Genomic DNA, 14,036 nt, shown 5'->3' with positions numbered 1-14,036 from the left:
GAAGGTTCGGAGTTGAAGCAGGTGGCGATGGCGGATGATGTGGTGCGGCCCCGGCTCGGGCGCGGCCTCGCGGCCCTGATTGGTGATTTCGGCGACGACAACGCCGCGGCGAGCAAGTCGCAGGAGCAGCGCAAGGTCGCGGTGGAGTTTCTGCGCCCGAACCCGCGCAATCCGCGCCGTCGCTTCCACGAGTCGGATCTTGAGGAGCTGTCGGCCTCGATCAAGGTGCGGGGCATCATTCAGCCCATCGTGGTCCGGGCCCTGGCCGGCGTGCCGGACACCTACGAGATCGTGGCCGGCGAGCGCCGCTGGCGCGCGGCCCAGCGGGCCGGCCTCCACGAGGTCCCGGTGGTCACGGTGGAGATCGACGACCGCACCTCGCTGGAATTCGCCATCCTGGAGAACGTCCAGCGCACGGACCTCAACGCGATCGAGGAAGCCGCGGGCTACGAGCGGCTGATGAGCGAGTTCCAGTACAGCCAGAGCGAGCTTGCCGAGATCCTCGGCAAGAGCCGCAGCCACCTCGCCAACACCCTGCGCCTGCTCCAGCTTGCTCCGACGATCCAGGACCGGGTCGTGGCTGGCGAGATCACGGCCGGCCATGCCCGGGCGCTCCTGGCGGTGCGGGACGCCGAAGGCGTTGCCCGCCGGATCGTGGAGGAGGGCCTGTCCGTGCGCGAGGTCGAGGCCCTGGCCTCCGCCGAGGTGCCCGAAGGCGACGGTCCTCGCCCCGGCCGGCCCCGGCGCACGGCCGAGAAGGATGCCGAGATCCGCACCCTGGAACAGGCCATGGCCCGCGCCCTCGGGATGAACGTCGCTGTGAAGACCAAGGTGGCCGGTGCGGGCGAGATCCGCATCCGCTACGAGAATGCGGCCGAGCTCGAAGCCCTGTGCCGGCGCTTCAACCTGGGGCAAGCGGGCGCCTGATCCCGGCCTGAATGCTAGCGCCGCCGGGCGGCCTCGGTGGCGATGCGCAAGAGGGTGCTCGAGGCGTGGGCGTGGGCCAGTTCCGGGTCCGCGCGGCGGCAGGCCAGGACGGAATCCTGAAGCAGCTGGATCGCGTGGCGCAGGGCCGGGGGAGACCAGCGGGCAAGCTGCGTCTCCACCAGCGCCTTGCGCCGGAAATGCAGGCCGCGCCAGTTCGCCACCATCGCGCTGGCGCTCTGCCCCTCCCCGGCGAGCCGGGTGGCCAGCAGCGTGAGGGCGTGCCGCAGCGCCGAGCCGAGCATCACCGAGGGGTCCATGCCCTCGTGGCGGAAGCGGCGATAGTCGCGCTCCACCTCGCCGCTGCGCCCGGCGAAGGCCGCATCGATCAGCGTGTTGAGCACGCTGCCGGCGACGTCGCTGACCACCGCCTCGACATCTTCGAGGCTGACGCTGCCCTGGCCCCGGGCGTAGAGCGCGAGCTTCTCGATCTCCGACAGGCTGGCGCCGCGGTCGCCCCCGAGGCTGGTGGCAAGCACGTCCCGGGCCTCGCGGGCGATGCGCAGACCCTGGTCCTGCAGGGTGCGGTCGATGAGGTCGCCCAGCGCCCGCTCGTCGTCCGGGTAGCAGGGCAGGGCGAGGGCCTTGGGCGACTTCTCGCAGAGCGTCCGCAGGGGCGCACTCTTGGCGAGGTCGCCGCCCTCCACGACGATGCGGGCGTTCTGGATCTCGGCCTTCAGCGCCGCCTCGACGGCGGGGGCGTAGTTGCGGCTGCCGGAGCGGACCCAGATCGTGCGGGTGCCGCCGAACAGCCCGACGGTGCCGGCCTCGTCCACGAGGCGTCCGGGGTCCTGGGCCAGCACGTCCCCGTCGATCTTGACCATGGCGAAGGGGTCGCCCGGATCGCTGACGAAGGCTTCCGCCAGGGCCTTGGCACGGGTGAAGACGAGGCCCGTATCCGGGCCGTAGACGAGCAGGATCGCGATGCGCGGGTCGGGCCCGCGCCGGATCAGCCCATCGACGTCGCTGGCCTTGACGGCGGTCACGGGGCGGTCCGGCTCAGGGCTTCGTCACCAGCACGGAGGCGATGCGGGTCTTGATCTGCTCGGCCAGGACCTTGGCGAGGCGGATCTCGGCGTCGCGGGCGGCCCGCAAGCTGGCGAAGCGCTGGATCGAGCGGTCGTAGGTGGCGGTGGAGGTCGCCACGCCCTCGCTGATGATCTTCGTGCCGCTCAGGTCTTCCAGGGCGTACTTCACCGTACCCACGATGGTGCCCGCCTCGGCGCGACCGGTCTGCGAGGACACGATCGGGGTCTGCACCGACTCGCTGCCCTGCATCTTCAGGCGATAGCGCTTGGTGGAGGGCTGGCCCGAGCCGTCGAGATCGAAGATGAGTTCGCTGCGCAGGTAATGCCCGAGGCGCTCCTGGCCCTGCGCCATCGCCACGTCGTCCACCTGGACGGAGGCGAGGAGGGCAGCCATCGGCTCGCCCGAGGCGGTGGGTCCGTAGAGGGGGCGAAAGCAGGCCGACAGGTTCAGCGCCAGGGCGGCGACGGCCGCGACCCGCACGGCGCGGCCGATCGGACCGGTTGCCGTGACTCGAACCGCCATTGCCCCGTTTGCCAAGCGCATCATGCCCGCCGCCGTCCCGCTGTCTCGTCCCGCCCGTCTGTACGGCGAACCGAAGTCCGACGACAGCCTATTCGCCCCAAGCTTTACGTTTCCTATCCGGCAGGATCATGGTCGCCGGATCGGGGGTGTGGACAGCGTGAGTGTCCTCCTCGCCCTCATCGGGGTGCGGGACGGTGGGATGTTCGGGGGGCCTCGCGGCTCGCGGCCAGCGAAGCCACCCCCTCAGACGACGAGGTTCACGATCCGGCCCGGGACCACGATGACCTTCTTCGGGGCGCGGCCCTCCAGGGCGCGCTGCACCGCCTCGTCGGCCAGCACCAGGGCCTGGACTGCCGCGACGTCGGCGCTGCGCGGGACCGTGACGTCCGCCCGCTTCTTGCCGTTGAGCTGGACGGGGAGGGTGACGCTGTCCTCAACGAGGAGACCGCGATCGACCTCCGGCCAGGGCGCCTGCGCGGCCAGGCCATCGCGGCCCAGCGCCTGCCAGCATTCCTCGGCGAGGTGCGGCATCATCGGGGCGATGAGCTGGGTCAGGATGCCGGCCGCCTCCCCGGCGATGCCCCGCGAGACGCCGCCGCGCAGGGCCTCGTCGAGGGCGTTGGCCAGGGTGTAGATGTGCGCGACGCAGCGGTTGAAGCGCAGGCGCTCCACGTCCTCCTCCACCGCGGCCAGGGCCTTGTGGGCGGCCTTGCGCAGGGCGGCGTCGCCCGCCCCCGTCGTGGTCTCCACGGCGCTCGCCAGGGAGACGAGGCGCCAGACGCGCTGGACGAAGCGGGCGGCGCCCTGGACGCCGTCCTCGGTCCAGATCACGTCGCGCTCGGGCGGCGAGTCGGAGAGCATGAACCAGCGGGCGGTGTCGGCTCCGTAGCTGGCGATGATGTCGTCCGGGTCGACGACGTTCTTCTTCGACTTCGACATCTTCTCGATGGCGCCGATGGTGATCGGCTCCGCCGTTTTCACGTGAAACGCTTCGCGCGTGCCGGACTCGGCCGAGATCCGGATGTCGGCCGGCGGCACCCAGGCCCCGGCGGCATCCTTGTAGGTCTCGTGGACCACCATGCCCTGCGTGAACAGGCCGTCGAAGGGCTCCGAGACGCCGGACCAGTCAGTGGCCTTCATCGCCCGCATGAAGAAGCGGGCGTAGAGCAGGTGCAAAATCGCGTGCTCGATGCCGCCGATATACTGGTCGACGGCGAGCCACTGGTCGACCGCCTTGCGGTCGGTGGGGGCATCCTGCAGCCAGGGCGCGGTGAAGCGGGCATAATACCAGGACGAATCCACGAAGGTGTCCATGGTGTCGGTCTCGCGCCGCGCCGGCTGCCCACAGGTGGGGCAGGGAACGTTGCGCCAGGTGTGGTCGCGCTCCAACGGGTTGCCGGGCACGTCGAAGGAGACCTCCTCGGGCAGCTTCACCGGTAGGTCGGCCACCGGCACGGACACGGGTCCGCAGGCCTCGCAATGGATGATCGGGATCGGGCAGCCCCAGTAGCGCTGGCGCGAGACGCCCCAGTCGCGCAGGCGGAACTGCACCTTGCGCTGCGCCACCGGTTCCCCGTCGAGGATCTCCGCCTCCAGGCGGTTGGCCACCGCGTGGAAGGCCTCGTCGGTGGTCATGTCGTCGAGGAAGCGGGAGTTGATCATCCGCCCGTCGCCGTCATAGGCGGTGTCGGTGATGACGAAGCCGGCCGCGTCCTGGTCCTCCGGGCAGACCACGGGCGTGTTGCCGAGACCGTACTTGTTGGCGAAGTCCAGGTCGCGCTGGTCGTGGGCCGGGCAGCCGAACACCGCGCCGGTGCCGTACTCCATGAGCACGAAGTTCGCGACGTAGACCGGCAGCAGCCAGGACGGGTCGAGGGGATGGCGGACCTTCAGCCCGGTGTCGAAGCCGAGCTTCTCCGCCGTGTCGATGGCGGCCTGGGCCGTGCCCGTGCGCCGGCACTCCTCGATGAAGCTCTGAAGGGCCGGGTGGGCCGGGGCCAGGGCGGCGGCGATCGGGTGGTCGGCGGCGATGGCCAGGAACTTCGCCCCGAACAGGGTGTCGGGCCGGGTGGTGTAGACCGTCACCTCGGGGTCGACATGGGCCGGCGGCGCCTCCAGGGCGAAGCGGACTTCCAGCCCTTCGGAACGGCCGATCCAGTTCTTCTGCATCACCCGGACCTTCTCCGGCCAGCGCTCCAGGCCGCCGAGCGCGTCGTAGAGGTCCTGCGCGAAGTCGGTGATCTTGAAGAACCACTGAGTCAGCTCGCGCTGCTCCACCAGGGCGCCCGAGCGCCAGCCGCGCCCGTCGATGACCTGCTCGTTGGCCAGCACGGTGTGGTCCACCGGGTCCCAGTTCACCTTCGCGGTGCGGCGCGTCACCAGCCCCTTGGCCAGGAAGTCGAGGAACATGCGCTGCTGGTGCTTGTAGTAGTCGGGATCGCAGGTCGCGATCTCGCGGCTCCAGTCCAGCGACAGGCCCATGCTTTGCAGTTGCCCGCGCATCGTCGCGATGTTGGCGTAGGTCCAGTCGCGCGGGTTGACCTTGCGCTCCATGGCGGCGTTCTCGGCCGGCAGGCCGAAGGCGTCCCAGCCCATCGGATGCAGCACGTTGAAGCCGCGCGCCCGCTTGTAGCGCGCCACCACGTCGCCCATGGCGTAGTTGCGCACGTGGCCCATGTGGATGCGCCCCGACGGGTAGGGGAACATCTCCAGCACGTAGTATTTCGGCTTCGGATCGTCGTTCTTCGTGGCGTAGATGCCCGCCTCGGCCCAGGCCTGCTGCCAGCGCGGCTCGGTCTCCTTGGCGTTGTAGCGCTCGGGAGCGGGTTTGGGGGCGGGGGGGATCGTCATGGGCCGGGCGCCGGGGTTCTGGGGTGAGGGGCGGCCCCTGCGCGACGCGGGGCTGCCCTGAGAGGCTGGGGGCCGGACTACCACGGGGAGGGGAGGGGTCAACACGGATCGGGGCGCACCGCCCGCGCGGGGCCCCCTTCGGCGCGCCGCGCGTTGTCCTTGCGGCCCGCGCCCGGGATGGTAGTCCCCGGGCCGACCGGTTCACCGAACCCCTTCCCTGCGAGGCAGCATGGCCGACACAGTCTCCGACGACGCCGCTCCCGAGGCTCTTCCTGAGGCCATGCCCGAAACCTCGTCCGACGCGGCCCCGCCCGCGCCGCGCGCCGCCGACGTGGTGGCCGGGCTGGCCGCCGTGCGCCACCAGATCGCCCAGGCGGCGGAGGATGCGGAGCGCGACCCCGCCTCGGTCGCCCTGGTGGCGGTGTCGAAGACGATTCCCGCGGCGGGGATCCTGCCGGCCCTCGAGGCCGGGCAGCGCCTGTTCGGCGAGAACTACGTCCAGGAATCCAAGGCCAAGTGGCCGGCCCTGCGCGAACGCTACCCGGACGTGGAGCTCCACCTCGTGGGTCCGCTGCAATCCAACAAGGCCCGGGAGGCGGTGGAGCTGTTCGACGTCATCCACGGCCTCGACCGGCTCTCCCTGGCCGCGGCGCTCGCCAAGGAGATCGCGCGGGCCGGCCGCGCGCCCAAGCTCCTGATCCAGGTCAATACCGGCGACGAGCCGCAGAAGGGCGGCGTCTCTCCGGCCCAGGTCGACACCCTGCTCTCCGCGTGCCGCGAGACCCACGGCCTCGCGATCCAGGGGCTGATGTGCATCCCGCCCGCCGAGGCGCCGCCGTCGCCGCACTTCGCCCTGCTGGCCCGCATCGCCGAGCGCCACGACCTGCCGATCCTCTCGATGGGCATGAGCGCCGACTACCCCGCGGCGATCCAGATGGGCGCGACCCACGTCCGGGTCGGCACCGCGATCTTCGGCGCCCGCGCGCGCAAGGGATAGGGCGTTGCCTCACACCGCCCGGACCACCCGCGCCAGGGCGGCGCGAAGGTCGGACGCCGCCGCCGCGCCGTAGCGCGCCTCGAAGCCCGCCTGCGCCGCGCGCCAGAGGGGCTCGGCCTCGGCGATGCGCTGGCGACCGGCCTCGGTGAGGTCCAGGGCCCGGGTCCGCCCGTCCGGACCCGGGCCGACGGCGAGGAGACCGTCGCGCTCCAGGGGTTTCAGGGCCCGTCCCATGGTGGTGCGGTCCATCGCCATCGCGTCGGCGAAGACCGCGATGGCGATCGGGCCGAGCCGCGCCAGGCCCACCAGCATCGAATATTGTGACGTGCGCAGGCCCGCCGGCGCCAGGTGCCGGTCGTAGAACTGCGTCACCTGCCGCGCGCCCTGGCGGATCGCGTTGCAGTGGCAGAGCACGGCGGGGGAGGCGGGATCGGCCATGGTGGGTCCCTGCGGTCGGAGCCCTTGTCTAAAGCGTGCATATGCGCTTATGCAAGGCTCCAGCGTCGCGGTCGCCGGCGCGCCGGAGCACCGTGCCATGGCCACCGACCCGACCCTGCGCCTGTCCGACGCCGTCGCGACGGGGCTCGCCCGCCGCGGCATCCATTACGGCTGGGCCGTGGCCGGCGTGACCTTCCTGACCATGCTGGTGACCGCGGGCGCGGTCGGGGCGCCGGGGGTGCTGATCCTGCCCCTGCAGAAGGAGTTCGGCTGGGACACGGCGACGATCGGCTCGGCGCTCGCCGTGCGCCTCGTCCTGTTCGGCCTGATGGGGCCCTTCGCCGCCGCCCTGATGAACCGCTACGGCCCGCGCCGGATCGTGCTCATGGCCCTGGCGCTCATCGCCGGCGGCCTGCTGGCCTCCTTGGGGATGACCCAGGTCTGGCAGCTCGTGCTGCTCTGGGGCGTGGTGGTGGGCATCGGCACGGGGCTCACCGCCCTGGTGCTGGGGGCCACGGTGGCGACGCGCTGGTTCTCGCGATCGCGCGGCCTCGTGGTCGGGCTCCTCACCGCCAGTTCCGCCACGGGGCAGCTCGTCGTGCTGCCCCTGCTCGCCGCCCTCACGGAGGCGCTCGGCTGGCGCGCCGCCCTCCTGGTGATCTGCGCGCTCCTCCTCACGGCCGGCCTCGGCGTCGTCGCCCTGATGCGCGACCGGCCGGAGGATCTCGGCCTCGCGCCCTACGGCGAGGCCCGCCCGAACGGGGCCCCGGCCGCTCCGGGCTCAGATGCGACCGGCCCGAGCGCGAACGGCGCCCTGTCCGCCCTGCGCGACGCCGCCCGCACCCGCGTGTTCTGGGTGCTGTTCGCCACCTTCTTCATCTGTGGGGCCAGCACCAACGGGCTGATCCAGACCCACTTCATCCCCCTCTGCGCCGATTACGGCATCGGGCCGGTGCAGGGGGCCAGCGTGCTCGCCGCCATGGGGGTGTTCGACTTTATCGGCACCGTGGCCTCGGGCTGGCTCTCCGACCGCTACGACAACCGCTGGCTCCTGTTCTGGTATTACGGCCTGCGCGGCCTCTCGCTGATGTTCCTGCCGTTCTCGGACTTCTCCTTCGTGGGCCTGTCGCTGTTCGCGGTGTTCTACGGCCTCGACTGGATCGCCACGGTGCCGCCCACCGTGCGGCTGACGGCGGCGCGGTTCGGGCGCGAGCGCGCCAACCTCGTCTTCGGCTGGGTCTTCGCCGGGCATCAGCTCGGCGCGGCGACGATCGCTTACGGGGCCGGCCTCTCGCGGGCCGAGCTCGCCACCTACCTGCCGGCCTTCTTCGCCGCCGGGGCGCTCTGCCTCGCCGCCGCCCTGCTGATCCTCACCCTGGCCCGGCCCGCGCCGCAGGGTGTCCCGGCGGCCACACCGGCCCGGGCCTGAGCCGCGGGCCGGCCCGCCCCCTCGGGCTCTGGTCCGGATGATGCTAGGGGCGGGCACCGATGTGCCGCCCTGGGTCCCGTCCGATCCGTCTCAGCCCCCTCCGTGCCCGGCCGAATCGCCCGAGGGCCGCCGCGCCGCCCCCGCCGGGCGGGTCGGCGGCCGTCGCGTGGCGTGCGCCGGGTCGTGCCCGGAAAAGCAGCAAATCTTTGGAAATGTCAGTGTGGGACCGGGGCGCGACCCTCAAGGCCCTGGACCTTCCGCTCAAGGTCTCGGCACTGTCCGACACAGCACCGCCACATTCACGGGCGTTCGCCCGCCTTCATGCCACGGGCGCTCGCCCGGATGCCCGATCACAGGGGACGACGACGCGATGAACTACAACTGGAACTGGGGCATCTTCCTCGAACCGTCCCCGGAAGGCACCGGCACCTACGCGGACATGCTGCTCTCGGGCCTGATGTGGACGGTGGTGACGGCCCTCTGCGCCTGGGTGATCGCGTTCTTCCTCGGCTCGGTCATCGGCGTGATGCGCACCCTGCCGTCGAAGCTCGCCAACGCCATCGGCACCACCTACGTCGAGCTGTTCCGCAACATCCCCCTGCTGGTGCAGATGTTCCTCTGGTACTTCGTCCTGCCGGAGGTGCTGCCGGAATCCTGGGGCGGCTGGATCAAGCAGCTGCCCAACGCGCCGTTCTACACGGCGGTGGTGTGCCTGGGCTTCTTCACCGCCTCCCGCGTCGCCGAGCAGGTGCGCGCCGGCATCCAGGCCCTCCCGCGCGGGCAGAAGATGGCCGGCACCGCCATGGGCCTGACGGTCTACCAGACCTACCGCTACGTGCTGCTCCCCAGCGCCTACCGGATGATCCTGCCGCCGCTGACCTCGGAATTCCTGAACAACCTCAAGAACACCTCGGTCGCCCTCACCATCGGCCTGCTCGAGCTCACCGCCCGCGCCCGCGCCATGCAGGAATTCTCGTTCCAGGTGTTCGAGGCCTTCACCGCCGCCACCATCCTGTACGTCCTGATCAACGTCGTGGTGATCTTCACCTCCGGCTGGATCGAGCGCCGCGTCGCCGTCCCGGGCCATCGCTGAGGGGCCGCCCTCCGCCTTCTCCTCCTCAAGGATCGCCGCGATGCTCGCGAATTTCGACTTCTCCGTCATCACCTCCGCGCTGCCGTACCTGTTCCTGGACGGCATGCGCTTCACCCTGACGCTGACGGCGCTCGCCGCCATCGGCGGCATCGTCCTCGGCACGCTCATCGCCATGATGCGGCTCTCCAGCCTGCCGGTGATCCCGCTGGTGGCCAAGGGCTACGTCAACCTGATGCGGTCGCTGCCCCTCGTGCTGGTGATCTTCTGGTTCTACTTCCTGGTGCCCTATCTCGGGCAGTGGATCACCGGGGCCGACCGGCCGATGACGGTGGGCGCCTTCACCTCGTCGCTGGTGACCTTCACCCTGTTCGAGGCGGCCTACTTCTCCGAGATCATGCGCGCCGGCATCCAGTCGATCCCCAAGGGGCAGGCGGCGGCGGCCTCGGCGCTGGGCCTGACCTACTTCGCCTCCATGCGCAGCGTGATCCTGCCCCAGGTGTTCCGCAACATGACGCCGATCCTGCTGACCCAGACCATCGTGCTCTTCCAGGACACCTCGCTGGTCTACGTCCTCTCGGTGACCGACTTCCTCGGCGCGGCCTCGAAGATCGCCCAGCGCGACGGCCGCCTCGTGGAAATGTACCTGTTCGCGGCCGTGGTCTACTTCGCGGTCTGCTTCGTGGCCTCCATGGCGGTGCGCCGCCTCCAGAAGAAGATCGCCATCATCCGCTGACGCCGGCCGTCCCGCGGACGAGGCGTCGCCGCACCCCAGACGAGGATTTTCGCCATGACCACGTCGCTCAACACCGCCCAGGCCCCCGTGACCACGGGGCCCATGATCACCATGAAGTCCGTCAGCAAATGGTACGGCGACTTCCAGGTCCTGACCGATTGCAGCACCGCCGTGAACAAGGGCGAGGTGGTCGTGGTCTGCGGGCCCTCGGGCTCCGGCAAGTCGACCCTGATCAAGTGCGTCAACGCCCTCGAGCCCTTCCAGAAGGGCGAGATCGTCGTCGACGGCACGCCCGTGCACGACAAGAAGACCAACCTGCCGAAGCTGCGGGCCCGGGTCGGCATGGTGTTCCAGCACTTCGAGCTGTTCCCGCACCTCTCCATCACGGAGAACCTGACCCTGGCGCAGCGCAAGGTGCTCAAGCGCGACGAGGACACCGCCCTCAAGACGGGCCTGGCACTCCTCGACCGGGTCGGCCTCTCGGCCCATGCCAAGAAGTTTCCCGGCCAGCTCTCGGGCGGCCAGCAGCAGCGCGTGGCCATCGCCCGGGCGCTCGCCATGAACCCGGTGGTGATGCTGTTCGACGAGCCGACCTCGGCCCTCGATCCCGAGATGGTCGGCGAGGTGCTCGACGTCATGGTCCAGCTCGCCCGCGAGGGCATGACCATGATGTGCGTCACCCACGAGATGGGCTTCGCCCGCAAGGTCGCGAACCGGGTGATCTTCATGGACAAGGGCGAGATCGTCGAGGACGCCACCAAGGAAGACTTCTTCGCCAACGCCCGCTCCGAGCGCGCCCAGAACTTCCTGTCGAAGATCCTGGTGCACTGAGGGCCGGCGCCGGTCTCGGCGCCCCACCCCGCCGCACCCAGGCCCGCCACGCACGAGCCGGTTCCGCCAAGACGGAACCGGCTCGTCGTCGTTTCGGGGTCCCCGCCGCCGGGGCCCCCGCGCGGCATCCCCAGAAGGGGCACGCGTCCGGCCGTCCGGGGGCTGCCCCGACGTTCCGGCCGGTCAACGCCCGCAGCGCCGGTCTGGAAAGCCAGACAAAAAAATTCAAACCCGTAACAAAATTCGCAGACCAAAAACGTTCTGCTCGGCAGAAGCCATTGCCCCATAACGCAAAACGCGTTTGGGTAGCGTTGGCACGAACGCTGCTGAAGGGTAGCGCGACACAGGGTGGCCCGTGAGAGCCGCCGGGAAAAACCCAAGGAGGATGCCATGGAGCGTAGCCGCGACCTCGATCCCGTCGAGACGCAGGAATGGCTCGATTCGCTGGACGGCGTCCTCGACGTCGACGGGCCGGAGCGGGCGCATTACCTGATCGAGCAGGTGATCGACGGGGCCCGCAAGAAGGGCGCACCCGTCCCCTACTCGGCCAACACCGCCTACCTGAACACGATCCTGCCCGAGAAGCAGGACCCGCATCCCGGCGACCGGGCGATCGAGCACCGCATCCGCTCGGCCATCCGCTGGAACGCCATCGCGATCATCCTGCGGGCGAACAAGGACTCCTCCGAGCTCGGCGGCCACATCGCCAGCTTCCAGTCCGCCGCGACCCTCTACGACACCGGCTTCATGCATTTCTGGCGGGCGGCCGACGCGAGCCACGGCGGCGACCTCATCTACGTGCAGGGCCATTCCTCGCCCGGCGTCTATGCCCGCGCCTTCCTGGAGGGGCGCCTCACCGAGGAGCAGCTCCTCGGCTTCCGGCAGGAGGTCGGCGGCAAGGGCCTGTCGTCCTATCCGCATCCCTGGCTGATGCCGGATTTCTGGCAGTTCCCCACCGTCTCCATGGGCCTCGGCCCCCTGATGGCGATCTACCAGGCGCGCTTCCTGCGCTACCTGCATCACCGCAACCTCGCGCAGACGGACGGCCGCAAGGTCTGGGCCTTCATGGGCGACGGCGAGATGGACGAGCCGGAGAGCCTCGGCGCCATCGCGCTCGCGGCCCGTGAGAAGCTCGACAACCTCGTCTTCGTCATCAACTGCAACCTGCAGCGCCTCGACGGCCCGGTGCGCGGCAACGGCAAGATCGTCCAGGAGCTGGAGGCCGATTTCCGCGGGGCCGGCTGGAACGTCATCAAGGTGCTGTGGGGCTCGGGCTGGGACGCCCTGATCCAGCGCGACGGCACCGGCATGCTGGCACGCCTGATGGAGGAGTGCGTCGACGGCGAGTACCAGGACTTCAAGTCGAAGAACGGCGCCTACATCCGCGAGCACTTCTTCGGGCGCTACCCCGAGACCGCGGCCCTGGTGGCCGACATGAGCGACGACGACATCTGGCGCCTCACCCGCGGCGGCCACGACCCGCGCAAGGTCTTCGCCGCCTACAGCGCCGCCTCCAAGCATAAGGGCCAGCCGACCCTCATCCTCGCCAAGACCGTCAAGGGCTACGGCATGGGCGAGTCCGGCGAGGGCCAGAACATCACCCACCAGCAGAAGAAGATGGGCGAGGCGGTCCTGCGCCAGTTCCGGGACCGCTTCCAGATCGACCTCTCGGACGACCAGCTGAAGGAGATCCCCTTCATCAAGTTCCCCGAGGGCAGCCCCGAGCACCGCTACCTGATGGCGCGGCGCGAGGCCCTCGGCGGCCCGCTCCCGGCCCGGCGGCGCACCTCGCAGGCCCTGGAGATCCCGCCGCTCTCGGCCTTCTCGGCCCAGCTCAAGGAGACCGCGGGCCGCGAGATCTCCACCACCATGGCCTTCGTGCGCATCCTCAACACGCTGCTGCGCGACAAGAACATCGGCAACCGCATCGTGCCGATCGTGCCCGACGAGAGCCGCACCTTCGGCATGGAGGGCATGTTCCGGCAATTCGGCATCTTCTCCCAGGTCGGCCAGCTCTACCGGCCGGAGGATGCCAATCAGCTGATGTACTACAAGGAGGACAAGAACGGTCAGATGCTCCAAGAGGGCATCAACGAGCCGGGCGCCATGTCGTCCTGGATCGCGGCCGCGACCTCCTACTCGCACTCCGACGCGCCGACGATCCCGTTCTACGTCTACTACTCGATGTTCGGCTTCCAGCGGGTCGGCGACCTCGCCTGGGCGGCGGGCGACATGCGGGCGCGGGGCTTCCTCATCGGCGGCACGGCGGGGCGCACCACCCTCAACGGCGAGGGCCTGCAGCACGAGGACGGCCACAGCCACCTGATCTCGTCCACCATCCCGAACTGCGTCTCCTACGACCCGACCTTCTCGTATGAGGTGGCGGTGATCGTGCAGGACGGCCTGCGCCGGATGTATGCCGAGCAGGAGGACGTGTTCTACTACATCACCGTGATGAACGAGAACTACGAGCACCCCGGCATGCCGGAGGGCGCGGAGGCCGACATCATCAAGGGCATGTACCTCTTCAAGGAGGGCGCCAAGGAGACCACCCAGGGGCACCGGGTGCAGCTCCTCGGCTCCGGCACCATCCTGCGGGAGGTCATCGCCGCGGCCGCCCTGCTGGAGCAGGATTTCGGGATCAGCGCCGACATCTGGAGCTGCCCGAGCTTCACTGAACTGCGCCGCGACGCGATGGCGGCGGAGCGCTGGAACCTCCTGCACCCGCTGGAGGGCCGGCGCCTCTCCCATGTCGAGACCTGCCTGGCCGGCCGCACCGGCCCGGTGGTGGCCGCCACCGACTACATGCGCCTGTTCGCCGACCAGATCCGCACCTGGGTGCCCGGACGCTACCGCGTGCTCGGCACCGACGGCTTCGGCCGCTCGGACTACCGGGCCCGCCTGCGCGACTTCTTCGAGGTCAACCGGCACTGGGTCGTGGTGGCGGCGCTGCACAGCCTCGCCGAGGAGGGCGTGATCCCGGCCCAGACCGTGGCCGACGCCATCGCCCGCTACGGCATCGACACGGACCGGCCGGCACCCTGGACCGTCTGATGGGCATTCCGGTCGATCCCGTTGGGTCGCGGGCGCGTCCGCCCCAGCTGTGGTGATCGACCGGACCCAGCCTGAT

The 14,036-nt window shown here is 70.2% G+C and carries 11 protein-coding genes; 7 read left to right on the top strand and 4 right to left on the bottom strand.

Annotation, left to right across the window (positions count from 1 at the left end; all coding sequences use genetic code 11):
• Positions 1–27 precede the first annotated feature (27 nt).
• Entirely contained in the window at positions 28–927 is a 900-nt protein-coding gene (locus tag AC1MGR_RS01650) for a ParB/RepB/Spo0J family partition protein (RefSeq protein WP_480234905.1), read from the top strand.
• 14 nt (positions 928–941) lie between these two features.
• Here AC1MGR_RS01650 and holA read toward each other — a convergent pair whose 3' ends face one another.
• The 3 genes from holA to leuS all read right to left on the bottom strand — a co-directional run bounded on the left by holA (position 942) and on the right by leuS (position 5,385).
• Entirely contained in the window at positions 942–1,970 is a 1,029-nt protein-coding gene (gene holA, locus AC1MGR_RS01645; protein WP_480233445.1) for a DNA polymerase III subunit delta, read from the bottom strand.
• Between the two features lie 13 nt (positions 1,971–1,983).
• Positions 1,984–2,535, bottom strand: coding sequence for an LPS assembly lipoprotein LptE (gene lptE, locus AC1MGR_RS01640; RefSeq protein ID WP_480234904.1), 552 nt, complete (start codon positions 2,533–2,535; stop codon positions 1,984–1,986).
• A 243-nt stretch (positions 2,536–2,778) separates the two neighbouring features.
• A complete protein-coding gene (gene leuS, locus AC1MGR_RS01635) occupies positions 2,779–5,385 on the bottom strand; it encodes a leucine--tRNA ligase (protein WP_480233444.1) in 2,607 nt (868 codons plus the stop codon).
• A gap of 280 nt (positions 5,386–5,665) precedes the next feature.
• Between leuS and AC1MGR_RS01630 the strand changes: the two genes are divergently transcribed.
• Complete coding sequence (locus AC1MGR_RS01630; RefSeq protein ID WP_480234903.1) at positions 5,666–6,382, top strand: YggS family pyridoxal phosphate-dependent enzyme; 717 nt, start codon at positions 5,666–5,668, stop codon at positions 6,380–6,382.
• Positions 6,383–6,391: 9 nt separating this feature from the next.
• Here AC1MGR_RS01630 and AC1MGR_RS01625 read toward each other — a convergent pair whose 3' ends face one another.
• Positions 6,392–6,820 carry a MarR family winged helix-turn-helix transcriptional regulator gene (locus AC1MGR_RS01625; protein ID WP_480233443.1) on the bottom strand — a complete coding sequence of 143 codons (429 nt, stop codon included), beginning with the start codon at positions 6,818–6,820 and terminating at the stop codon, positions 6,392–6,394.
• A 97-nt stretch (positions 6,821–6,917) separates the two neighbouring features.
• Between AC1MGR_RS01625 and AC1MGR_RS01620 the strand changes: the two genes are divergently transcribed.
• The 5 genes from AC1MGR_RS01620 (at position 6,918) to aceE (ending at position 13,960) form a co-directional block, all read left to right on the top strand.
• The gene (locus AC1MGR_RS01620; RefSeq protein WP_480233442.1) at positions 6,918–8,249 is read left to right on the top strand and encodes an MFS transporter; all 1,332 of its coding nucleotides are present in this window, start codon (positions 6,918–6,920) and stop codon (positions 8,247–8,249) included.
• 370 nt (positions 8,250–8,619) lie between these two features.
• Entirely contained in the window at positions 8,620–9,342 is a 723-nt protein-coding gene (locus AC1MGR_RS01615; protein WP_108035753.1) for an amino acid ABC transporter permease, read from the top strand.
• A 40-nt stretch (positions 9,343–9,382) separates the two neighbouring features.
• On the top strand, positions 9,383–10,075 hold the full coding sequence (locus AC1MGR_RS01610; protein WP_108035751.1) for an ABC transporter permease subunit: 693 nt from the start codon (positions 9,383–9,385) through the stop codon (positions 10,073–10,075).
• Positions 10,076–10,177: 102 nt separating this feature from the next.
• A complete protein-coding gene (locus AC1MGR_RS01605) occupies positions 10,178–10,906 on the top strand; it encodes an amino acid ABC transporter ATP-binding protein (protein ID WP_056219417.1) in 729 nt (242 codons plus the stop codon).
• A 390-nt stretch (positions 10,907–11,296) separates the two neighbouring features.
• Entirely contained in the window at positions 11,297–13,960 is a 2,664-nt protein-coding gene (aceE, locus tag AC1MGR_RS01600; protein WP_480233441.1) for a pyruvate dehydrogenase (acetyl-transferring), homodimeric type, read from the top strand.
• Positions 13,961–14,036 lie beyond the last annotated feature (76 nt).

It is taken from the genome of Methylobacterium sp. BI1 (assembly GCF_056680125.1).
Note: the sequence above shows the minus strand (reverse complement) of the source record. Positions and strands in the feature narration are given on the sequence as shown.

Bases quoted from the DNA above. Each gene is read 5' to 3' on its own strand.
- AC1MGR_RS01650 (WP_480234905.1), top strand. From the start codon at position 28: ATGGCGGATGATGTGGTGCGGCCCCGGCTCGGGCGCGGCCTCGCGGCC.
- AC1MGR_RS01630 (WP_480234903.1), top strand. From the start codon at position 5,666: ATGCCCGAAACCTCGTCCGACGCGGCCCCGCCCGCGCCGCGCGCCGCC.
- leuS (WP_480233444.1), bottom strand. From the start codon at position 5,385: ATGACGATCCCCCCCGCCCCCAAACCCGCTCCCGAGCGCTACAACGCC.
- AC1MGR_RS01610 (WP_108035751.1), top strand. From the start codon at position 9,383: ATGCTCGCGAATTTCGACTTCTCCGTCATCACCTCCGCGCTGCCGTAC.
- aceE (WP_480233441.1), top strand. From the start codon at position 11,297: ATGGAGCGTAGCCGCGACCTCGATCCCGTCGAGACGCAGGAATGGCTC.
- AC1MGR_RS01605 (WP_056219417.1), top strand. From the start codon at position 10,178: ATGATCACCATGAAGTCCGTCAGCAAATGGTACGGCGACTTCCAGGTC.
- AC1MGR_RS01615 (WP_108035753.1), top strand. From the start codon at position 8,620: ATGAACTACAACTGGAACTGGGGCATCTTCCTCGAACCGTCCCCGGAA.
- AC1MGR_RS01620 (WP_480233442.1), top strand. From the start codon at position 6,918: ATGGCCACCGACCCGACCCTGCGCCTGTCCGACGCCGTCGCGACGGGG.
- lptE (WP_480234904.1), bottom strand. From the start codon at position 2,535: ATGGCGGTTCGAGTCACGGCAACCGGTCCGATCGGCCGCGCCGTGCGG.
- AC1MGR_RS01625 (WP_480233443.1), bottom strand. From the start codon at position 6,820: ATGGCCGATCCCGCCTCCCCCGCCGTGCTCTGCCACTGCAACGCGATC.